The organism is Ensifer sp. Root278 (genome assembly GCF_001429285.1).
Lineage (GTDB): Bacteria > Pseudomonadota > Alphaproteobacteria > Rhizobiales > Rhizobiaceae > Ensifer.
Genome location: NZ_LMJJ01000001.1, coordinates 234,343 through 255,985, shown reverse-complemented (window position 1 = coordinate 255,985; position 21,643 = coordinate 234,343). Strand labels below are relative to the sequence as shown.

Genomic DNA, 21,643 nt, shown 5'->3' with positions numbered 1-21,643 from the left:
GGAGATCAGCCGGCCGTCTTGGCGAAGCGAGCGAGCAGCTCGTTGCCTTCCTTTTCGATCGTGTCGAAAGCGTCCTTGACGGTCGTTTCGCCCGAGAAGATGCGGCCGTATTCGCGTTCCATGATTTCGCGGATCTGCGGGTAGAAGCCGAGGCGGTAGCCCTTCGACCAGTCACCGGCCGGCAGCAGCAGCTGCTTGATGCCGACTTCAGCAACCGGCTTTTCCTTGTAGTAGCCGTCCTTCTGGGCGAGCTCGTAGGCTGCCTTGGTGATGGCAACGTAACCGGTGGCCTTGTGGTAGAAGTACTGGATTTCCGGCGAGGTCAGGAACTGGAAGAAGTCGGCAACGCAGTTGTTCTCTTCATCCGACTTGCCGGACATGGCAAACAGTGCCGCGCCGCCGATGAAAGAATTGGTGCCGGCACCCTTGATCGAGCCCCAATAGGGCAGGAAGGTTGCCGAGAACGGCATCTGCGCCGTCTTCTGCAGGCCGCCGAAGGAGCCCGACGAACCGATCCAGAACGCAGCCTTGCCTTCTTCGAAGACCTTCTGGTTGTCGTTCCAGCCGGCGCCGTAGAAAGCGAAGTAGCCTTCGTCCTTCCAGGCCTTGAGCTTGTCGAACATCATGATGAGGTTCGGGTCGGTGACCTTCAGCTGCGTGTCGACGACGGCGTCATAGCCGTTGTTGTTGGTGGCGAACTGGATGTTGTTGCGGGAGAAGAAGTTCTCCGTGAACTGCCAGGTGAGCTGCGACTGGACGAGCGGGATGTAGCCGGCTTCCTTCAGCTTCGGGGCAACCGCTTCAAACTCTTCCCAGGTCTTCGGCGCTTCGACGCCGGCCTTCTTCAGGGCCTCGTCGTTGATGTACATGATCGGCGCGGAGGAATTGAACGGCATGCCGACGAACTTGCCCTCGCTGTCGGCGTAAAAGTAGCGCACGCCGTCAATGAAGGCGTTGCGGTCGAAGTTGTGGCCAGCCTTGATGATCAGGTCTTCGGCCGGAATGACCGCGCCCTTGGCGTTGATGATCGTGGCGGCGCCGGCGTCGAAGACCTGCAGGATGTTCGGCTGTTCGCCCGAACGGAATGCGGCGATGCCGGAAGCGAGCGCTTCCTCGTAAGTGCCCTTGGAAACCGGGGTCAGCGCGCAGGCGCTTTGGGCTTCGTTGAACTTCTTGGAAACTTCATTGATGACTTCGCCGTTGCGGCCGGCCATGCCGTGCCACCAGGTGATATTGGTCGCGGCAAATGATGACGTCGCGGAAAAAGCGAAGCTAAGGGCTGCGAATGAAAACTTCTTGAACATGACTTGGTCCCTCTCCACCGGGTTGCGGATGGCTTGGACTAGTGACGTTCAATGACAGGCCCGTAACGCTTTTATGTCGGAACGATTACAAATTCGCGATTTTGTTCCAAGGCGGGATGCGGGCGGAACACCGCAATCATTTTCCCTCATCCCGCGCCGGTTCAGAAGGCATCCGGCAGATGCCGCGGCCAGCCCCAAGGGGTCACCGTGATGATGTCGTAGCGCACGGAAAGCCTGTTGAAGTCCGGTTGCCTGGCCAGCCAGAGATCGCTCGCAGCGCGAATGCGTTTTTGCGCCGTGGCCGTCACCGCGAATACGCCGTCCTCGGCCGAGCGGCGCGCCTTGACCTCGACGCAGGCAATGAGATCGCCGCGCCGGGCGATGATGTCGATCTCGCCGAGCTTGGTGCGATGGCGCATGGCGACGATGCGGTAGCCCTTCAGCAGCAGGCAGAGCGCCGCGCGGTATTCGGCGAGTTGCCCCCGCCTCAGCGCTTTCAGCTTCCGCCGGTCGCTGCCGTCAGCCGTCATGGCGCTTCTTCAGCTGCAGCAGCCGGTCATAGAGCTCCTTGCGCGGCACGCCCGTCTGGCGGGCGGCTTCGGTCGCCGCCTTGCCGGCCGGCATGTCGGCGACAAGGCTCAGCAGCAGGGCGTCGACATCGGCCGCTTCCGGCTCGGGTGCGGCATCCGGCGGCCCGATGACGAGCACGATCTCGCCTTTGACGGCGCCAGCTTCTCCATAATGTGCAGCAAGCTCGCCGAGCGTGCCGCGGCGGAACTCCTCGAAGGTCTTGGTGAGCTCGCGGCAGACGGCAGCCCGCCTACCCTCGCCCAGCACCTCGGCTGCGGCCGCCACTGTCGCGGCGATGCGGTGCGGCGATTCAAAGAACATGATTGTCGCCGGCACGGCCGCTAATTCCCTGAGGCGATCGCGTTTCGCCTTGTCCTTGGTCGGCAGGAAACCGGCAAAGAGGAAGGCATCGTTTGGCAGGCCGGAGCCGACGAGTGCTGCAAGCGGCGCCGAGGCGCCCGGGATCGGCACGACGCGATGACCGGCTTCGATCGCAAGCTGCCCCAGCCGGTAGCCCGGGTCGGAAACCAGCGGTGTTCCGGCGTCGGAAACGAGCGCCACCGATCGCCCTTCGGCGAGTGCTGCAAGCAGCCGGGGGCCGGCTTCGTCGGCATTGTGCTCGTGATAGGCGTAGGGCCGGTTCACGATGCCATAGCGGTCGAGCAGCACGCGCGTAACCCTCGTGTCCTCGCAGGCGAGCACATCGGCGCCGGCAAGCGTTTCCAGTGCGCGCAGCGTAATGTCGCCGAGATTGCCGATCGGGGTCGCCACCAGATAGAGCGCCGCATCGAGGGGCCGGGCCGGAACGCTGACATTGTGCAGGCGATAGCTACGCTCTCTCTGCCCGCCCGATGCTTCCGATGTCTTCTGCTTTTCCACCTGTAACGTCCTGATCGTGCTCACCGATGCGTCGGTCCGGTCTTTATGAGTGAGCCGGCAGGGCAGGGCAAGGGCAAGGCAATGGTCCAGCGCGCTGCATCTGGGGACAGAAGCCCTTAAACCCCTTGCGTTCCGGGCGCTGTTTCTGCCATTTTGCCGGTCCACATATTTCCGGTCGGTCGGCCGGGACACTCGCAGTTGACGCTCAGGCGGACGCCTCGTCTGCCGGGCAATGGTTGAAAGCGGCATCCCATGCGCATTACTCTCGAGCGGTCCAACCTCCTGAAATCGCTGAACCACGTGCACCGCGTGGTCGAGCGGCGAAACACGATCCCGATCCTCTCGAACGTGCTCTTGCGTTCCGACGGTGCGAGCCTCGAAATGAAGGCGACCGACCTCGACCTCGAAATCACCGAGGCGACACCGGCGCAGGTGGAACAGTCGGGCGCGACCACGGTGCCGGCGCATCTGCTCTACGACATCGTGCGCAAGCTGCCTGACGGTTCGGAAGTGCTGCTCGCCACCAATGCCGAGGGCACGGCGATGACCGTTGCCTCGGGCCGTTCGAAATTCTCGCTGCAGTGCCTGCCGCAGTCCGACTTCCCGGATCTCACCGCCGGCAGCTTCTCGCACTCCTTCCGCCTCAAGGCGACCGACCTCAAGATGTTGATCGATCGCACCCAGTTTGCGATCTCAACCGAGGAAACCCGCTACTATCTCAACGGCATTTTCGTGCACACCGTCGAGAGCAAGGGCGAACTGAAGCTGCGCGCCGTCGCCACGGACGGTCACCGCCTCGCCCGCGCTGACGTTGAAGCCCCGTCCGGCTCCGAAGGCATGCCGGGCATCATCATCCCGCGCAAGACCGTCAGCGAACTGCAGAAGCTGCTCGACAACCCGGACCTCGTCGTCACCGTCGAAGTCTCGGACGCCAAGATCCGACTGACGATGGGTTCGATCGTCATGACCTCGAAGCTGATCGACGGCACCTTCCCGGATTACCAGCGCGTGATCCCGGCCAACAACGACAAGGAACTGCGCGTCGATTGCCAGTCCTTCGCCCAGGCCGTCGACCGCGTTTCGACGATCTCGTCGGAGCGCGGCCGCGCCGTCAAGCTGGCGCTGAACGAAGGCCAGATGACGCTGACGGTCAACAATCCGGATTCGGGTAGCGCCACGGAAGAACTGCCCGTCGGCTACGACCACGACCCGCTCGAAATCGGCTTCAACGCCAAGTATCTGCTCGACATCACCTCGCAGCTGACCGGCACCGATGCGATTTTCATGCTGGCCGATCCGGGCTCGCCGACGCTCGTTCGCGATCTTGCTGCCGAGGATGCACTTTACGTGCTCATGCCGATGCGCGTGTAACCGGGCCTGACGCGGCGCGAAATGCCAACCCGTCACGCCCGCTCGTGACGGGTTTTTTGTTGATCGATCCATCCGGCGGCTGTTGATAAGCCGACGCTTTCAGGCGCAGACAGACTTGTTTTTGCCGCAGATGGGGACACATTATGATTGCCGCCGCCCGGACCGGCTCGAATCAGCGAGCCGGGATTACAGCGGGCGGCCCGTATGAGGAGAGGACGACGGTTTTGAGGGGTTCAATGAATTTGCGCGTGAAGGTGAAGGAACGGCTCGGACGGAAGTTCGATGAGGAAATTCGCTTTTTCAAGGGATGGATGAGCAATGCCAAGGCTGTCGGCGCAATCCTGCCGACCTCTTCCATAACCGCGCGCCGAATGGCGAGCGTCATCAATCCCGCTTCGGGCCTGCCGGTTCTTGAGCTGGGCCCGGGCACGGGTGTCATCACGAAGGCAATTCTGGAACGCGGCCTGCCCGCATCGAGCCTTGTCTCGGTCGAATATTCGACCGACTTCTATAACCAGCTCAGGGCCAACTTCGCCGGCGTCAATTTCGTCAATGGCGATGCTTTCGATCTGGAACATACGCTCGGCGAGCTGAAGGGACAGACCTTCGACAGTGTCGTCTCGGCAGTGCCGCTCTTGAACTTCCCGATGCATCGGCGCGTCGAGCTGATCGACGACCTGCTCTCGCGCATTCCGGCCGGCCGGCCGGTCGTGCAGATTTCCTATGGGCCGCTCTCGCCCGTCGTCGCCATGCCGGACCGCTACAGCATCCAGCATCTCGACTTCGTCGTGCGCAACATCCCGCCGGCACAGCTTTGGGTCTATCGTCGGGCGCACTGACGGGATGTTCGGCGTCTACGTCACCCATCCGCAGGTCTGGATCGATCCGGACGTGCCCGTCCCGCAATGGGGACTTTCCGCTGTTGGCCGCGATCGTGCGGCCCTGACGGCGGCGTTGCCGTGGGTGCGCTCGCTCGGGAGGATCGTCTCGAGCGACGAAACCAAGGCGATCGAAACGGCCCAGCTGCTTGCCGATGCCGCCGGCCTGACGGTCGAAATTCACCATGACATGGGCGAGAACGATCGCTCCGCCACCGGCTTCCTACCGCCGCCGGAATTCGAGAAGGCGGCCGACTGGTTCTTCGCCCATCCGGCGGAAAGTTTTAAGGGCTGGGAGCGCGCGATCGACGCCCAGACGCGGATCTCGGACGCAGTGTTCCGTGTCCTCGAAGGGCACGACACCAAGATCCCAATCGCCTTCGTCGGCCATGGCGGCGTCGGCACCCTTTTGAAGTGCCGGCTGCTCGGCGCGCCGATTGCCCGCAGTTCCGACCAGAAGGGCGGTGGCGGCGGCAACGTCTTCGCTTTCCGCCTTGCGGATCGCGCCGTCGCATGCGACTGGACCCCGATGGAAAACTGGCAGGGGATCTAGACGATGACCGAAACCGCGCGCGACAGATTGATCGTAGGCCTCGACCTTCCGACGATCGCCGATGCCCAGAGGATCGTGTCGACGCTCGGGAACGACGTCTCCTTCTACAAGATCGGCTATCAGCTGGTCTTTGCCGGCGGGCTCGAATTCGCGCGCGACCTTGCCGCCAGCGGCAAGAACGTCTTCCTCGACATGAAGCTGCTCGATATCGACAACACGGTTGCCAAGGGTGTCGAGAACATCGTCAAGATGGGCATGTCGATGTTGACCCTGCACGCCTATCCGAAGGCGATGAAGGCGGCCGTCGAAGCCGCTAGAGGTTCCGATCTCTGCCTCCTCGGCGTCACCGTGCTCACCTCGATGGACGAGCAGGACGTGATCGATGCCGGCTACGAATACGACCCGCACACGCTGGTGCTGCGCCGGGCCGAACAGGCGCGCGCCGCCGGCATGGGCGGCATCGTCTGCTCGGCGGAAGAATCCGCAGCGGTCCGCAAGATCATCGGACCGAACATGGCGCTGGTGACGCCGGGTATCCGCCCTGCCGGCGCCGACAAGGGCGACCAGAAGCGGGTGATGACGCCGGCCGAAGCCTTGAAGGCCGGATCCAGCCACCTCGTCGTCGCGCGCCCAATCGTCGCAGCCGCGGAGCCGCTTGCGGCCGCCCGCGCCATTCTCGCGGAAATGAACGGCGCGCTTGCCCGCTGATGCGGGCGGCGCCAGGAACCCATCGCGATCCGCTTGACCTCAATCAAAATTTGCCGGAAGTAAGTCTCGCGTCAGCCTTCAGCGGTGCAAGACGAGGAGCTCACTATGGCCAAGGGATACTGGATCGCACGGGTCGATGTCCGCGACCCCGAGCGCTACAAGGATTATGTGACGGCAGCAAAGCCGGCCTTCGAGAAATACGGCGCGAATTTTCTCGCGCGCGGCGGCGAACATCATCGCCTTGAGGGCGGCGTGCGCGCGCGCAACGTCGTCATCGAATTTCCGTCGCTGCAGGCAGCGGTCGACTGTTACAACTCGCCCGAATACCAGATTGCCGCCGCGATCCGCCAGGAAGTCGCCGACGCGGAGATGGTCGTCGTCGAAGGCGTCTGACGACCCGGCATCCCCATCTTCCGACAGACCCGACAAGCCGCGTGGATTGGCCTTCACCTCTCGCGGCTGTTGGGCTATGTAGCAATCAATTCTTTCCTCTGCGATCAGGAGTGCGTTTCCCATGACCTTGTCCAACCTTCCGCCGCTGGTGACGATTTTCGGCGGATCCGGGTTCGTCGGCCGTCATGTCGTGCGCGCACTCGCCAAGCGCGGCTACCGCATTCGCGTTGCCGTTCGCCGGCCCGACCTTGCCGGCCACCTGCAGCCGCTCGGCAATGTCGGCCAGATCTCCTTTGTCCAGGCGAACTTGCGGTACCGGAAATCCGTCGATCGCGCCGTCGAAGGCTCCGACCACGTCATCAACTGCGTCGGCGTGCTGTTTGAAAAAGGCCGCAACACGTTTGACGCCGTCCAGGATTTCGGCGCGCGCGCGGTGGCAGAAGCGGCACGTAGCGTCGGCGCCACGCTGACGCACATTTCGGCGATCGGCGCGGACGCTTCCTCGCCGTCGCAATACGCCCGCAGCAAGGGCCGCGCCGAGGCGGCGATCCTGGAAACGAAGCCTGACGCGATCATCCTGCGTCCGTCGATCGTCTTCGGTCCCGAGGACGGCTTCTTCAACAAGTTCGCCAACATGGCCCGCTTCTCGCCGGTCCTGCCGCTGATCGGCGGCGGCCACACCAAGTTCCAGCCCGTCTACGTGACCGATGTCGCCGAGGCCGTGGCGCGCGCCGTCGACGGCAAGATCACCAAGGGCAAGATCTACGAACTCGGCGGCCCGGATGTCTTAAGCTTCCGCGACTGTCTCGAGATCATGCTGAACACGATCGACCGCAAGCGCACGCTCGTCTCGCTGCCCTTCGGCGTCGCATCCTTCATCGGCAGCATCGCGTCGATGGTCCCCTTCATCACGCCGCCGCTCACCCCCGACCAGGTGGTGTTGCTGAAATCCGACAATGTCGTCTCGGCAAAGGCGGTTTCCGAGGGACGTACGTTCGCCGGCATTGGCATCGATCCGACCATGTTGGAGTCGATCCTGCCGACCTATCTGGTGCGCTATCGCCCGCAGGGCCAGTACACGCGCAGCGGCCGCGGCGCCTGATCGCCGCAAAGCCCATCTTATTTTGAACGGCCGCCGGTACCCACGGGCGGCCGTTTGCTGTGGTATCCAGGCAACAGCGTTGCAGTTCTGCCGCAGTTAAGAAAGCGAATGGCATTTACCGCAAATTCAACATGTCCTGATATTGATCATGTCATATCCAGCGACTAAACACCGCCTCGCGCCCCGATCGCAAGGCATGACGGCGGGCGGCAGCAGCAATCTCGAAAGGCATAGCGTCCATGGGCAAGTCGATCGCAATCTTTTTTGCGTCTGCGGCACTGATCATTCTGGCTGGCTCATTCATCGCGCCGAACACGGTCGCGAGCAGCGGCAAGGGTTGCGCGCCGGCCTATGGCGTCGATCCGTGCACGACGGCATCGATCGATCTTTCCGGCAACTAAGGCCGGCGCCCTTTAGATCAGGCGTTTCCGGACGGAAAGCGGCTTCGCGCTTTTCCTGGAATTGCTTTGGAAGGGCATAGTTAGAGTTATTGGCGGGGGCCAGTGGCCGCGTGCGTTTCACCTTGAGACGCACGCGGCTTTGTTTTTGAGGCCTTATCCGAGTTCGAAGAAGACTGAGGTCAAAGAAAAAGGCGCGTCCAGAACGCGCCTTTTTCATTTGAGATCGTTGATCCCGAGATCAGCCGAGCAACCAGAGGCCGATCAGGCCGGCCGTGCCGACGACGATGCGCCAGATGGCGAAGGGCGTGAAACCGCGCCGCGAGACGAAATCGAGCAACGAACGCACGACGAAGATGCCGGCGACGAACGCCGCGATGAAGCCGACGGCGATCAGGGTGAAATCGTCGAAGGAGAGCGCGTCGCGGTTCTTATAGAGGTCCAGCGTGAAGGCGCCGAGCATGGTCGGCATCGCCAGGAAGAACGAGAACTCCGCGGCCGAGCGCTTGTCGGTCCCCATCAGCAGGGCGCCGGCGATCGTCGCGCCGGAACGCGAGGTGCCGGGGATCATCGCCAGGCACTGGAACAGGCCGATCTTCAGCGCCAGCGACGGCGGATAGTCCATGACGTCAGTGTAGCGCGGCTTCAGCGGCAGGTGGTCGATCGCGTAGAGGATGAAGCCGCCGACGATCAGCACGACACAGATGAGCATCGGCGTTTCGAACAGCACCGTCTTGATGAAATCATGGGCGATTGCGCCGATGACGGCCGCCGGCAGGAAGGCGATCAAAACGGACAGGACGAAGCGGCGCGCCTTGATGCTCGTCGGCAGCGCCAGCGCGATCGACAGAAGCTTCTGGAAATAGACGAGCAGGATGGCCAGAATGGCGCCGAGCTGGATGAGGACGGCGAAGGTGTTGCCCGGCGACCTGAAGCCGAGGAAGTGGCCGGCAAGGAGGACGTGCGCCGTCGACGAAACAGGGATAAACTCCGTCAAGCCCTCGATGAGTCCGAGGACAAGCGCGCTGATGATCGATTGATCCGCCATATATGAGATTTTCCTGACAAGTTTTGGAGTGGGAGGAAAAGGCTGATTCGCTTGTGTTTGCCACCACAAATTTCTATAGCTCTATCACAGGAGCCGTGGCCAGACGCTTGCGCCGCCACGCTGACGCCCCCAGCAAAAAGACTCTGAGAAGCCAGATCATCGATGCCGACACTGTATCATCACCCCATGTCCTCCGCTTCACGGTTCGTTCGCCTTATCCTCTCGGAATATGGCTATCAGACGGAATTGTCCGAGGAACAGCCCTGGGAGAACCGGCGCGACTTCCTGGCCTTGAACCCGGCCGGGACGCTACCGGTCTATGTTGACGACAGTATGAGAGCGCTCTGTGGCGCCACGATCATCTCGGAATATCTCGACGAAACGAACGGAATCATGAAGCGGGATCGCCGGCTTCTGGCCGAGGACCCGTTCCAGCGGGCGGAAATCCGCCGCCTGGTCGAGTGGTTCCTGCACAAGATGGAAGCGGACGTGACGCGGCCGCTGGTGCGCGAGCGGATCTTCAAGCTGCAAATGACACCGGACCAGGGCGGCGGCGCGCCCGACAGCAAGGTCCTGCGCACCTCGCGCGCCAATATCCGCCAGCATATGAAGTATCTCTCCTGGCTCGCCGGTTCGCGCACCTGGCTTGCCGGCGACCGCATCTCCTATGCGGATCTCGCCGCGGCCGCGACGGTGTCCGTGCTCGACTATCTCGGCGAGATCGACTGGTCGGATGCCCCGACCGCCAAGGAGTGGTACCAGCGGCTGAAGTCCCGCCCCTCCTTCCGCCCGCTGCTTGCCGAGCGTGTGCGCGGCGTGACTCCGGTTCCGCACTATGCGGACCTCGACTTCTGAGGATGAATCCGTGCCCGGCATCGCTGCCAAGGCTGACAATGGGGATCGACGGCGGCTGAAGCTGACCGAATTCCTGAAAGCCGAGGCGGCAGACAAGGGCTTCGATCTCTGTCGCATCACCCGCCCTGACGCCATTCCCGAGGCGCCGGCTCGGCTCCAGGACTTCCTCGACGACGGCTTCCACGGCACGATGGACTGGCTGGCCGAGACTGCCGAGCGACGCTCCGATCCGCGCACGCTCTGGAGCGACGTGCGCTCGGTGGTGATGTTCGCGATGAATTACGGGCCGGAAGACGATCCGCGCGGGATTCTCGAAAAGACCGATCGCGGCGCGATCTCGGTCTATGCCCAGAACCGCGACTATCATGACATCATCAAGGGCAAGCTCAAGGAAGTCGCGACCCGCTTCGCCGCGCGCGCCGGCGAGGACGTCAAGGTCTTTGTCGACACCGCCCCGGTGATGGAGAAACCACTCTCGGAGAAGGCCGGCCTCGGCTGGCAGGGCAAGCACACCAATCTCGTCAGTCGCGAATTCGGCTCCTGGCTGTTTCTCGGCAGCTTGTTCACCACGGCGGACCTCGTCATCGACGAGCCGGAGCGCGACCATTGCGGCTCCTGCCGCGCCTGCCTCGATGCCTGCCCGACCGGCGCTTTTCCTGCGCCCTATCAGATCGACGCGCGGCGCTGCATTTCCTACCTGACCATCGAGCACAAGGGTCCAATCGACCCGGAGCTGCGCCCGTTGATGGGCAACCGCATCTATGGCTGCGACGACTGTCTCGCCGCCTGCCCCTGGAACAAGTTCGCGCAGGCAGCCTCCGAAATGAAGCTGAAGGCGCGCGAGGACCTGAAGGCGCCATCGCTGGAAGCTTTGCTCGGCCTCGACGACCCGGCCTTCCGCAGCCTGTTCTCGGGCTCGCCGGTCAAGCGCATCGGCCGCGACCGTTTCGTGCGCAACGTGCTGATCGCCGCCGGAAACTCCGGCGACCAGGCGCTCGTGCCTGCGGTCAGGGCGCGCATCGGCGATACCTCGCCCGTGGTGCGGGCGATGGCGGTCTGGGCGCTGTCACGATTGGTCGCGCCGGCGGCGCTTGCGGAATTTGCCGAACAATGCGAGCCAGAGACCGACGAAGACGTCCTCAACGAATGGCAAATGGCGGGAGTGAGCCGATGCAAGTCCTGATCCTTGGCGCCGGTTACTCCGGTATGGCAATCGCGCGGACCATGGCCCCGACGGCGACAAGCGTTGTCGGCACCACCCGCACCGAGGAGAAGGCAACGAAGCTTGAAAAGGCCGGCATCCGCCCGATCCTCTTCGACGGCGAAACGGTCTCCGGCGAACTCGCTGCTGCGCTTGGCCAGGCGACGCACCTGATCCAGTCGATCGCGCCCGGCCGCGACGGCGATCCAATGTTTCGCCCTTCCAGCCCGGATCTCGCGCAACTGGCGCCGAACCTCAAGTGGATCGGTTATCTCTCGACCGTCGGCGTCTATGGCGACCACGGCGGCGAATGGGTCACCGAGGACATGCTGCGCAAACCGGTCTCGGCCCGCTCGGTCGAGCGGGTGGAGGCGGAGGATGCCTGGATCGCCTTCGGCGCGAAGCAGAGCATTCCGGTTGCCGTGTTGAGGCTTGCCGGCATCTACGGCCCCGGACGCAACGCCTTCTGCAATCTCGCAAACGGCACGGCCCGGCGCCTGATCAAGCCTGGGCAGGTGTTCAACCGCATCCGGGTCGAAGATATCGGCGCGGCCACCCTGTTCCTCGCCAACAACGGCACGAGCGGCGTCTTCAACATCACCGACAACGAGCCGGCGCCACCACAGGACGTGGTGCTTGAGGCCGCGCGGCTGATGGGCGTCGAACCGCCGCCGGAAATTCCCTTCGAGCAGGCGGAGCTGTCACCGATGGCCCGCTCCTTCTATGGCGAGAACAAGCGGGTATCGAACGCCCGCATGCGCGCCACCGGTTTCGAGTTCGCGTATCCGGATTATCGCGTTTCGCTTGCGCAGCTCTGGCAATCCGGCACATGGCGCAACGCCTGAAACGCAACTCGGCGCTCAATCAATAACATAACCCGAAATGCTTATAGAAAGCCGATAGTCAGTCCATCAGTAATGGCGGCGGCAGCGCCGCCAGAATTGTGACTTTCTCTGGATATTCATTCGATACTTGACGAATTGAATACAACCTGTGCGCTAGTAACGAGTTTTCGACCATCCGGATTCCGGAAATTTCGTCCAATTCGAAATTTTTAATGAAATTTTTCGTTTACCACTGAGTTGCGCCTGCGTGCGGAAGGCTGTGAGCGTTCAACCGCTGATTCCAAAGAACTTCCTGGCTCCATTTAAACTATTTCAAACAATCTTCGTTTTTGAATTTTCGTCATTTTTTAATAAATCCTAATAGATCGTAAATGGTTGAAGCACGTTTTCGCCATTTTTCGCCCCAATTAGCGGTTCCCAGAAGATTTTTATTCAACCATTTGACCGAGGGGATCGCCAGTTGACGCCAGCGAAGATCAAGGCTGCTGCCGCTGCAGCGCTGTTCACGACCGCTATCGGTCTCGTTTCCGTTTCCGATAGCCATGCAGCCGGCGCCGGCTGCGGCGGCGCGTCCTGGTACGCGCTGAGCTCCAAGACCGCCTCCGGCGAGCGCATGAATGCCGCCCGCCTGACCGCCGCCCACCGCAGCCTGAAGTTCGGAACCAAGGTTCAGGTCACCAACAAGCGCAACGGCAAGAGCGTGATCGTTCGGATCAACGACCGTGGGCCATTCATTCGTGGCCGCGTGATCGACCTTTCCAAGGCTGCAGCCTCGCAGATCGGCATGATCCGCTCCGGCCACGCCAGCATCTGTTATCGCGTCATCAATTCCTGATTTTTGAAATACTGCCATCCGACCGATCGTCGGGTGGGTTTACTTGAGAAAGACCATTCTCGGCGGTTAATCTTCTCCGCCGTCTTGCTCTTCGATGCCATCGCCGTTACCACGGCGAAAAAGGAGTTGATCGAAGATGCGTTTGGGCGGCAGGCTCGCTGGAGCCATTGAGGTTCTTGAGGATATCGAAAAGCGGAAGCGCCCGGTCGCCGACGCGCTCAAGGATTGGGGCCTCTCCCATCGCTTCGCCGGATCCGGCGATCGCTCGGCGATCGGCAACATCGTCTACGACGCCCTTCGCATGAAACTCTCGCACGCCTTCCTGATGGACAGCGACAGCGCGTCGGCGCTCGGCCATGCCGTGATGTACCGGCAATGGGGCTTCACCCCGGAAGCGCTCGCTGCCGAACTCGACGGCGACAAATTTGCGCCTGAGATGCCGTCAGCCGAGATGGCGCAAGCCTTCGCCACGCGCCGCCTCGAAGACGCCGCAGCCCACATCCAGGGCGACATTCCCGAATGGGTCCAGGCCTCCTTCGAGGAAAACTTCTCCGACGATTGGCTCGATGAAGCGAAGGCCCTCGCCGGCCGGCCGACGCTCGACCTGCGTGCCAATACGCTGAAGGCCTCGCGCGCCAAGGTGCTGAAGGCGCTGGAGCGCAGCGGCGCCGAACCGGCGACGATCGCCCGCAACGGCATTCGCATTCCGGCCGGCGAAGGCGCCTCGCGCCTGCCGAACGTGACGGCGGAGCTTTCCTTTCAGAAGGGCTGGTTCGAAGTCCAGGACGAAGGCTCGCAGATCGTTGCCGATCTCGCCTTTCCGCAGGAAGGCGAACAGGTGCTCGACTATTGCGCCGGCGGTGGCGGCAAGACGCTCGCCATGTCGGCGGCGATGAACAACAAGGGCCAGGTGCACGCCTACGACACCGACCGCAAACGCCTCGCGCCGATCATCGAACGGCTGAAGCGCGCCGGCACCCGCAATGTCCAGGTGCATGAATCCACCGACAGCCTCGCGCCGCTCGCCGGCCGCTTCGACCGGGTGCTGGTCGATGCGCCCTGCACCGGCACCGGCACCTGGCGCCGCCGGCCCGACACGAAATGGCGCCTCAACCAGAAGAATCTTGAAGAGCGCATCTCCCAGCAGGAGGAAGCGCTGGCGAGCGCTGCCCAGTTCGTCCGCCCGGGCGGCCACCTCATCTATGTCACCTGCTCGGTACTGCCTGAGGAAAACGAGGCCCAGGTCTACGGCTTCTGCGAAGACAACCCGGAATTCGAGATCCTGTCGGCAGCCGACATCTGGGCGACGCTCTTTGGAACCGACAAGCCGCAACCCTGGTCGGCCGACATGAAGACGGTGACGCTGACGCCCGCCTCGACCGGCACGGACGGCTTCTTCTTCTGCCTGATGCAACGCAAGGGCTGATGCCCTTCGCATGCCGCCGAGGACCCGGCATCAGATTGAAAACGTTCTAAACTATACACTTTGACACAAGTTTGCTTTTGGTTCATGAGAGGCAGGCCCGGCCGGGGCCTTTTCTCATGGCCCGACGCCTGAACGATGCCGCGTTTGCGGGCTCGATCGGCTGCGCCGAAGGAAGCAACAGGAGAGGGTCATGACCAAGAAATTCATCCGCGGCGCCGCGCTGGCGTTCATGACGGCAACGTCGGCGCTGGCCCTGCAGCCGGCCCACGCCGCAACCGATGCCGCCGCCGTGGTGAAGCACTACACCGCCGTCGCCCATGCCAAGTTCGAAGATGCGCTGACGACGGCCGAGGCACTCGACAAGGCGGTCGACGCGCTGATCGCGACGCCGAGCGAAGAAACGCTGAAGGCCGCGCGCGACGCCTGGCGGAAGGCCCGCAACCCCTACCAGGAAACCGAAGTCTACCGCTTCGGCAACGCGATCGTCGACGAGTGGGAAGGCAAGGTCAACGCCTGGCCGCTGGACGAAGGCCTGATCGACTATGTCGACCCGAGCTACGGCAGCGAAAGCGACGAGAACGCGCTGTTCACCGCCAACGTCATCGCCAACAAGACGATCAAGATCGACGGCAAGGACGTCGATGCCAGCAACATCACGCCGGAATTCCTGGCGGGCACGCTGCAGGAAGCCGGCGGCATCGAGGCGAACGTCGCCACCGGCTACCACGCGATCGAATTCCTGCTCTGGGGCCAGGACCTGAACGGCACCAAGGCTGGCGCCGGAAACCGCCCCTATACCGACTACGACACCAAGGCCTGCACCGGTGGCAATTGCGACCGCCGCGCCGCCTATCTGAAGGCCGCGACCGAGCTCGTGGTTTCCGACCTCAAGGAAATGGTCGCCAACTGGACACCGGACGGTGCCGCAACCAAGGCCGTCGAGGCCGATCCGAAGGCTGGTCTCGTCGCCATCCTCACCGGCATGGGTTCACTCTCCTATGGCGAACTTGCCGGCGAGCGCATGAAGCTCGGCCTGCTGCTGCACGATCCGGAAGAAGAGCATGATTGCTTCTCCGACAACACGCACAACTCGCATCTGCACGACGCGATCGGCATCCAGTCGGCCTATACGGGCGAGTACATCCGCGTCGACGGCACCAAGATGACCGGCCCGTCGCTTTCGGAACTCGTTGCCGCCAAGGACGCAGCGCTCGACAAGGAAATGACCGGCAACCTTTCGACTACAGTCGAGAAGATGCAGGCGATGGCCAAGCGCGCGGAGACCACCGAGGCCTACGACCAGATGATCGGCGAAGGCAATGCCGAGGGCAACGCCACGGTGCAGGCAGCGATCGACGGCCTGATCGCCCAGGCAAAGACCGTTCAGCGCGTCATTGCGTCGCTGGATCTCGGCACGATCGAGCTTGAAGGTTCCGACAGCCTGGACAATCCTAACGCCGTCTTCCAATAAGCTGAAAAGGCGGGCCGCCCGAAACCGGTGCGGCCCGATCCTCTACCGATGAAACTTGGCGCTCCTCGCCTTTTCGCGCTTCTTTTTGCGCAGGCGCTCTTTCTCGCCTTGCCCGCCGCCGCGGGCGACGATCTTCCGACCAAACGTATCGACCTGAGCAACACCGACCGCGATCGCGTCGCAACGGTGACGCGACCGACTGCGGATTTTTCCAAGGCGGAAAGCTTCGAGGCCATGTCCGGCGGTGCTGCGACCTCGATCGCGCCCGTCAATGCCGACAGCTTCTCGCAGTTTTCGGCCAATCTCAGCTTCCAGGAAGAGGAAGGCTTCAAGCTCGGCAACGCGCTGTTTCGCAAGCTCTGGGTCTCCTCGCCCTCCTCGACCCAGGCATCCGACGGGCTCGGCCCGCTCTACAACGCCCGCGCCTGCCAGAGCTGCCACCTGAAGGACGGACGCGGACGCCCGCCGGAGGGCTCCACCGATACGACTTCGATGTTCTTCCGTCTGGCGCGCCCGCCGCGCGACGACAAAGAGCGCCGGTCGATCGAGGCGCATCAGGCCGTGAATTTCCCCGATCCGGTCTATGGCGCCCAGCTTCAGGATAGCGCCGTGCCGGGCCTTGCTGCCGAAGGCCATCTGAAGGTCAGTTACACCGAGCAACCCTTCACCTTCCCCGACGGCGAGACCGTTTCACTGCGCCGGCCGCGCTACTCGGTGACCGACCTTGCCTACGGACCGCTCGATCCGGCAACGACGCTCTCACCGCGCGTGGCCCAGCCGATGATCGGGCTCGGCCTCATCGAGGCGATCCAAGAGGCGGACATCCTCGCGCTTGCCGATCCTGACGACGCCGACGGCGACGGGATCAGCGGCCGCCCGGCGCTCAGACGTGACGCGAAGTCCGGCAGGCTGACCATCGGACGTTTCGGCTGGAAGGCGCAGAATGCCACCGTGCGGCAGCAGAGCGCCGATGCCTTTGCCACCGATATCGGCATCTCCTCCCCCGACGCCGACCGGCCGCATGGCGACTGCACAGCCGCCCAAGCGAAATGCCTCACCATGGCGACCGGTGTGCAGGAACGGCTTGGTCCGACCGAAGCGCCCGATCCGGTGCTTAACCTCGTGACCTTCTATTCGGAGAACCTTGCCGTTCCGGCGCGTCGCAAGGCGAGCTTTGCCGAAACACTTCGTGGCAAGAAGGTCTTCTACGACCTCGGCTGCACGAGCTGCCACACGCCGAAATTCGTCACCCGCCGGGATGCCGCAAACAAGGCGCAGTCCTTCCAGCTCATCTGGCCCTATTCCGATTTCCTGCTGCACGACATGGGCGAAGGTCTCGCGGACGGCCAGGAAGTGGGCGTCGCCACCGGCCGAGAATGGCGCACCCCGCCGCTTTGGGGCATCGGCTTGACGAAGACCGTCAGTGGGCACACTTTCCTGCTGCACGACGGACGCGCCCGCAATTTCACCGAAGCGATCCTCTGGCATGGCGGCGAAGGGCAGAAGGCCCGCGATGCTTTCGCCGCCCTTGCCGCAAGCGATCGCCGCGATCTCCTTGCCTTCCTGGAGTCACTCTGATGCCCTCTACGCATACGCTCACCCTCGCGTTCTCCCTGGCGCTGACGACCGCATTGCCCGCAATAGCTCAGGAGGGGAGCGCGCTCTCGCCGCGCGTCGTCAACGAGGCCGCCGTGCCCGCCGTCATGGCCAAGGCCGTCGACGACTTCATCATTCCCGGCTACCGCAACCTGTCGGAAAAGACCGCCGCTGCAAGGCAAGCGACGGCGAAGCTCTGCGAGGCGCCGTCGCAGCCGGCACTCAAGAACGCGCAGAGTGCGTTCTCCGACCTGGTCGCCGCCTGGTCGGCGATCGAGGTCGTGAGGCTTGGTCCGGCTCTCGAACAGAACCGCTTCGAACGCTTCCTCTTCTACCCCGATCGCAAGAGCACCGGGCTCAAGCAGGTGCAGGCGATCCTTTCGAAGGCGGACGAAAGCGCAACGGACGAAGCCAAGCTCAAGGGCAAGAGCGTCGCGGCGCAAGGGCTGGGCGCACTCGAATATGTTCTCTATGGCACCGGCGCCGAGGCGCTTTCGGGCAAGGAGGGTGACTTCCGCTGCCGCTATGGCCTGGCGATCACTGGGAACCTCGACACGATCGCCAACGAATTTTTGGCCGCCTGGCAGAAGCCGGAGGGAATCCAGGCCGCTTGGAAACACCCAGGCCCCGACAATCCCGAATTCCGCGACAATCGCGAGGCGACGACCGAACTGCTCGGCATTCTCGTCCATGGCGTCGAGACGGTGAAGGACCAGCGGCTGAAGCCGTTCTACGAAGGCAAGGACGACAAGGGGCATCCGAAACTTGCGATCTACTGGCGCTCCGGCAACACCATGGCCTCGATCGCCGGCAACGTGCGCGGGCTCAAGACGCTGTTCGATGTCGCTGACATGCAAAGCCTGCTGCCGGAAGACAGCCGCTCCGTGGCGGGTTCGGCCGACTTCGTCTTCAAGTCGGTGATCGGCATGGCCGGCAACATCGACGGGCCGATCGATGCCGCGCTCACTGACGACGACAAGCGCGCCAAGCTCGCCTTCCTGTCGCTCAACACCAACGACCTCCTCAACCGTCTGAACAAGGATTTCGGAGGCGCGATCGGGCTTGGCGCCGGCTTCTCCTTCGCCGACGGTGACTAGAGCATCCCGCTCGCAGGTGTAGGCACTGGAGCGGAAAAGATGCTCTCGCATCAAAGTGCTGGAGCGTCCTTAGTGCGTTCAATTGAACGCACGCGCTCCAGAGCGGGATGAGGAAAAGTGTGCGCGGTTTCCGCCCGCATCCCGCTCAAACTCAGAGTGTTGACAATCAAGGCTTTTAGGCGCAAAGCGCTTCCCGTGTCCGCTCTCGCGGGCACGTTTCACCACAAGGACCAACTCACAATGAACCCCGACAGTCGAAGTCGAGCCTTCACGCTCACGGCCGTCCGGTCCTGATTTGATCAGGGCTCCGTGGCGGTCGGATGACTCGCCCTATGGAGCCCTATATGCTGCGCATCTACAAAAGCCAGAACAGCCACCTCGTGCTCGTCGACATGCTTGACGGCATCGCATCGCCGACGCCCGCCATCTGGTTCGACCTCTTCAATCCGTCCGTTGAGGAAACGCGCCTCGTCGAGGGCCAGCTCGGCATCGAGATCCCGACCCGTGACGAGATGCAGGAAATCGAGCTTTCCGACCGCCTCTACCAGGAGGACGGCGCCGAGTTCATGACGATGACGGCCACCGCCAAGCTCGACAGCGACTATCCGGTCAAGGTGCCGGTGACCTTCATCCTCAAGGGCGCGACGCTGGTCACGGTACGCCATGCCGACCCCAAGCCGTTTCAGACCTTTTCCAACCGCATCCAGAAGGCCAACGGCCAGATCTGCGAGACCGGCGAACTGGTGATGCTCGGCCTGCTGGAAGCGATCATCGATCGCACGGCGGACGCGCTGGAGCGCGCCGGCAGCGAGGTCGACGCGATTTCGCGCGAAGTGTTCCGCAAGACGAATGCCAGCGCCACCAAGAAGACGCGCGACCTGCAGTCGCTGATCGAGCAGATCGGCCAGAAGGGCGACCTCCTGACGGTCATCCGCGAAAGCCTCGTCAGCATCGGTCGGCTCGTTGCCTATCACGTGGCGCTCGAAGGCATGGGGCCACGCAAGGCAGGAAAGGAAAGCCGGCAGCGGATCAAGCTGATCCAACGGGATGCAACTTCGCTTGGCGACCACGCGCTGTTCCTGTCGAACAAGATCAACTTCCTGCTCGACGCGACGCTCGGCCTCATCAATCTCGAGCAGAACCAGATCATCAAGATCTTCTCGGTCGCCGCCGTCGTCTTCCTGCCGCCGACGCTGGTCGCCTCGATCTATGGCATGAACTTCGGCGTGATGCCGGAGCTGCAGTGGGAGTTCGGCTATCCTGCGGCACTGATGCTGATGGTGATATCGGCGATCGTGCCCTATTTCTACTTCAAGCGCCGGGGCTGGCTCTGACCCCGCAACCTGCTATATCGCAGCCCTGAGCGGCACCTCCGTTCAGGGCTGCAGATTTCCACGACGAGCGAGGATGGCATGACAGCCGCCACGGGTCTGATCGACCGGCGCAGTTTCCTGAAAATGGCAGGCGCAGCCTGGGTGGCAAGCCTGGCGCTTGACCGGGCTTTCGCCCTAGGCAGAGCCGATGCCGTCTTCGCCTCGGCCTTCATGGCGCCGGATGGAAGCTATGGCGTTGCAACGCTGACGGAAGCCGGCGAGATCATCGACCGTACGACGCTTCCGGCGCGCGCGCATGGCATGGCCTATTCGCCCGTCAGCCATCGAGCGGTCGCCTTCGCCCGCCGGCCCGGCACCTATGCGATGATCCTTTCGACCGACGGCTCGGCGGAACCAGTGGTCATCGCTGCAGCAGAGGGCCGGCACTTTTACGGTCACGGCTGTTTCTCGGCGGATGGCAAGCTGCTCTATGCTACCGAGAACGACTTTGCCGGCAATCGCGGCATGGTCGGCATCTATGACGGCACCGACAACTTCGCCCGCATCGGCGAATTCCCGACCTATGGCATCGGTCCGCACGACATGACGCTCGCTGCCGACGGACGCCTGCTCGCGATCGCCAATGGCGGCATCGAAACCCACCCGGACTTCGGCCGCACCAAGCTCAATCTCGACCATATGGAGCCGAGCCTGACGCTGGTGGACACGAAAACCGGCGCGCTCGTACAGAGGCACGGTCTGCCTGCTGAACTCAGCCGTCTTTCGACGCGCCACGTCGACATCGGCCCGAAGGGCGAGATCTGGTTTGCCTGCCAGTACGAAGGCGCGCGCAACGACCTGCCGCCGTTGGTCGGATCCTTCTCCAAGGGCGAGGACCTGAAATTCCTGTCGCTGCCCGAACGCACGACGGAAGCGCTGGCGAACTATGTCGGCGCGATCGCCGTCAACCGGCACGAAGGGCTGATCGGCCTGACCTCACCGAAGGGCAACGTGGCCGTGACGCTCGATGCCCGCACCGGCGCTGTTTTGAAGGAAGAGCGCGTCGTCGATGCAGCAGGGGTCGCCACAGCCGACCACGGTTTTGCCGTTTCGTCCTATGACGGCCACTTCAAGGAGCGCCAAAGCCGGGTCGCCTGGGATCAGCACATCGTTCGTTTGGCATAGGCCGGAGACATGCCTCAGGCCGAAAAGCGGCCCGCGCCGGAGAGCTTTGCCAAGTCGTCCCAGCGATAGGCCATCTGGTCGTGGTTTTCACCGCCGAGGCTTACCTGACCCTGGCCGACGGCAACCGCACCCAGATGCTCATAGAACGCCCTGTTCGGATTGCTGGAAAGCACCCAGGCAAACAGGGACTTGCCGCCCAGTTCCCGGCAATGGGCGGCAACGCTGCGCACCAGTGCCGAGCCGATGCCGGCGCCTTGGAATTCCTTGAGGATATAGAGCGCGTAGAGCTCGCGATCGAAACGCGGCGGCATCGAGCGGGCTTTTCCATAATTGGCAAAACCGATCACCTTGTTCGTGCTCATGTCGACCGCGACCAGATGAAAGACATCGGCGACGCGCATGCGCCTTGCGTGGCGCAGCGCCTGCTCTTCGACGCTCATCCCATCGAGGAAGGCGTCGGAAATCAGTCCGCGGAACGTCGATCGCCAGCTTTCGACGATGACGGAGGCGATCATCATGATGTCATCCGGACCGGCCGGCCGGATGTCGATGCGTCTGAAGCTCTTCATGGCACATGATATAGGTGGCAGATCACGGCTTCAAAACGGCAGCCCC

At 62.9% G+C, this 21,643-nt stretch carries 22 protein-coding genes; 17 read left to right on the top strand and 5 right to left on the bottom strand.

Features of this window, described 5'->3' with window-relative positions; genetic code table 11:
• Nucleotides 1-5 precede the first annotated feature (5 nt).
• The 3 genes from ASE60_RS01315 to rsmI all read right to left on the bottom strand — a co-directional run bounded on the left by ASE60_RS01315 (nt 6) and on the right by rsmI (nt 2,753).
• Nucleotides 6-1,304, bottom strand: a complete 1,299-nt coding sequence (locus ASE60_RS01315) for an extracellular solute-binding protein (protein ID WP_057247931.1) — start codon at nt 1,302-1,304, stop codon at nt 6-8.
• A 161-nt stretch (nt 1,305-1,465) separates the two neighbouring features.
• A complete protein-coding gene (locus ASE60_RS01310) occupies nt 1,466-1,834 on the bottom strand; it encodes a YraN family protein (protein WP_057247930.1) in 369 nt (122 codons plus the stop codon).
• The gene (rsmI, locus tag ASE60_RS01305) at nt 1,824-2,753 is read right to left on the bottom strand and encodes a 16S rRNA (cytidine(1402)-2'-O)-methyltransferase (RefSeq protein ID WP_057247929.1); all 930 of its coding nucleotides are present in this window, start codon (nt 2,751-2,753) and stop codon (nt 1,824-1,826) included. The genes ASE60_RS01310 and rsmI overlap by 11 nt, the downstream gene beginning before the upstream one ends.
• 252 nt (nt 2,754-3,005) lie before the next feature.
• Between rsmI and dnaN the strand changes: the two genes are divergently transcribed.
• The 7 genes from dnaN to ASE60_RS35100 all read left to right on the top strand — a co-directional run bounded on the left by dnaN (nt 3,006) and on the right by ASE60_RS35100 (nt 8,159).
• On the top strand, nt 3,006-4,124 hold the full coding sequence (dnaN, locus tag ASE60_RS01300; protein WP_057247928.1) for a DNA polymerase III subunit beta: 1,119 nt from the start codon (nt 3,006-3,008) through the stop codon (nt 4,122-4,124).
• Nucleotides 4,125-4,360: 236 nt separating this feature from the next.
• Nucleotides 4,361-4,963, top strand: a complete 603-nt coding sequence (gene pmtA, locus ASE60_RS01295) for a phospholipid N-methyltransferase PmtA (protein ID WP_082615696.1) — start codon at nt 4,361-4,363, stop codon at nt 4,961-4,963.
• A gap of 4 nt (nt 4,964-4,967) precedes the next feature.
• Nucleotides 4,968-5,555, top strand: coding sequence for a histidine phosphatase family protein (locus ASE60_RS01290; protein WP_057247927.1), 588 nt, complete (start codon nt 4,968-4,970; stop codon nt 5,553-5,555).
• 3 nt (nt 5,556-5,558) lie between these two features.
• Nucleotides 5,559-6,263, top strand: coding sequence for an orotidine-5'-phosphate decarboxylase (pyrF, locus tag ASE60_RS01285; RefSeq protein ID WP_057247926.1), 705 nt, complete (start codon nt 5,559-5,561; stop codon nt 6,261-6,263).
• Between the two features lie 105 nt (nt 6,264-6,368).
• Nucleotides 6,369-6,656 carry a DUF1330 domain-containing protein gene (locus tag ASE60_RS01280; protein ID WP_057247925.1) on the top strand — a complete coding sequence of 96 codons (288 nt, stop codon included), beginning with the start codon at nt 6,369-6,371 and terminating at the stop codon, nt 6,654-6,656.
• A gap of 121 nt (nt 6,657-6,777) precedes the next feature.
• Complete coding sequence (locus ASE60_RS01275) at nt 6,778-7,758, top strand: complex I NDUFA9 subunit family protein (protein WP_057247924.1); 981 nt, start codon at nt 6,778-6,780, stop codon at nt 7,756-7,758.
• Between the two features lie 239 nt (nt 7,759-7,997).
• Nucleotides 7,998-8,159 carry a hypothetical protein gene (locus ASE60_RS35100; protein ID WP_093236169.1) on the top strand — a complete coding sequence of 54 codons (162 nt, stop codon included), beginning with the start codon at nt 7,998-8,000 and terminating at the stop codon, nt 8,157-8,159.
• Between the two features lie 238 nt (nt 8,160-8,397).
• Here ASE60_RS35100 and ASE60_RS01270 read toward each other — a convergent pair whose 3' ends face one another.
• The gene (locus ASE60_RS01270; RefSeq protein ID WP_057247923.1) at nt 8,398-9,204 is read right to left on the bottom strand and encodes an undecaprenyl-diphosphate phosphatase; all 807 of its coding nucleotides are present in this window, start codon (nt 9,202-9,204) and stop codon (nt 8,398-8,400) included.
• Between the two features lie 162 nt (nt 9,205-9,366).
• Between ASE60_RS01270 and ASE60_RS01265 the strand changes: the two genes are divergently transcribed.
• The 10 genes from ASE60_RS01265 (at nt 9,367) to ASE60_RS01220 (ending at nt 21,028) form a co-directional block, all read left to right on the top strand.
• On the top strand, nt 9,367-10,059 hold the full coding sequence (locus ASE60_RS01265; protein ID WP_057247922.1) for a glutathione S-transferase family protein: 693 nt from the start codon (nt 9,367-9,369) through the stop codon (nt 10,057-10,059).
• Between the two features lie 10 nt (nt 10,060-10,069).
• The gene (gene queG, locus ASE60_RS01260; protein ID WP_110877856.1) at nt 10,070-11,242 is read left to right on the top strand and encodes a tRNA epoxyqueuosine(34) reductase QueG; all 1,173 of its coding nucleotides are present in this window, start codon (nt 10,070-10,072) and stop codon (nt 11,240-11,242) included.
• Entirely contained in the window at nt 11,230-12,105 is an 876-nt protein-coding gene (locus ASE60_RS01255) for an SDR family oxidoreductase (protein WP_057247920.1), read from the top strand. Before queG ends, ASE60_RS01255 begins: the two co-directional genes overlap by 13 nt.
• Before the next feature lie 460 nt (nt 12,106-12,565).
• A complete protein-coding gene (locus ASE60_RS01250) occupies nt 12,566-12,940 on the top strand; it encodes a septal ring lytic transglycosylase RlpA family protein (RefSeq protein ID WP_057247919.1) in 375 nt (124 codons plus the stop codon).
• 136 nt (nt 12,941-13,076) lie between these two features.
• Nucleotides 13,077-14,366, top strand: coding sequence for an RsmB/NOP family class I SAM-dependent RNA methyltransferase (locus ASE60_RS01245; RefSeq protein ID WP_057247918.1), 1,290 nt, complete (start codon nt 13,077-13,079; stop codon nt 14,364-14,366).
• A gap of 190 nt (nt 14,367-14,556) precedes the next feature.
• Nucleotides 14,557-15,837, top strand: a complete 1,281-nt coding sequence (locus ASE60_RS01240) for an imelysin family protein (RefSeq protein ID WP_057247917.1) — start codon at nt 14,557-14,559, stop codon at nt 15,835-15,837.
• Between the two features lie 48 nt (nt 15,838-15,885).
• Nucleotides 15,886-17,415, top strand: a complete 1,530-nt coding sequence (locus tag ASE60_RS01235) for a di-heme oxidoredictase family protein (protein WP_057247916.1) — start codon at nt 15,886-15,888, stop codon at nt 17,413-17,415.
• Nucleotides 17,415-18,530, top strand: a complete 1,116-nt coding sequence (locus tag ASE60_RS01230; protein ID WP_057247915.1) for an imelysin family protein — start codon at nt 17,415-17,417, stop codon at nt 18,528-18,530. The genes ASE60_RS01235 and ASE60_RS01230 overlap by 1 nt, the downstream gene beginning before the upstream one ends.
• Before the next feature lie 344 nt (nt 18,531-18,874).
• Nucleotides 18,875-19,864 carry a magnesium transporter CorA family protein gene (locus ASE60_RS01225; RefSeq protein WP_057248240.1) on the top strand — a complete coding sequence of 330 codons (990 nt, stop codon included), beginning with the start codon at nt 18,875-18,877 and terminating at the stop codon, nt 19,862-19,864.
• 78 nt (nt 19,865-19,942) lie between these two features.
• Nucleotides 19,943-21,028 (top strand): DUF1513 domain-containing protein, encoded by a 1,086-nt coding sequence (locus ASE60_RS01220; protein WP_057247914.1) that lies wholly within the window; start codon nt 19,943-19,945, stop codon nt 21,026-21,028.
• Between the two features lie 14 nt (nt 21,029-21,042).
• On the opposite strand, the gene ASE60_RS01215 is transcribed toward ASE60_RS01220, so the two are convergent.
• A complete protein-coding gene (locus ASE60_RS01215; RefSeq protein ID WP_057247913.1) occupies nt 21,043-21,597 on the bottom strand; it encodes a GNAT family N-acetyltransferase in 555 nt (184 codons plus the stop codon).
• Between the last annotated feature and the right edge of the window lie 46 nt (nt 21,598-21,643).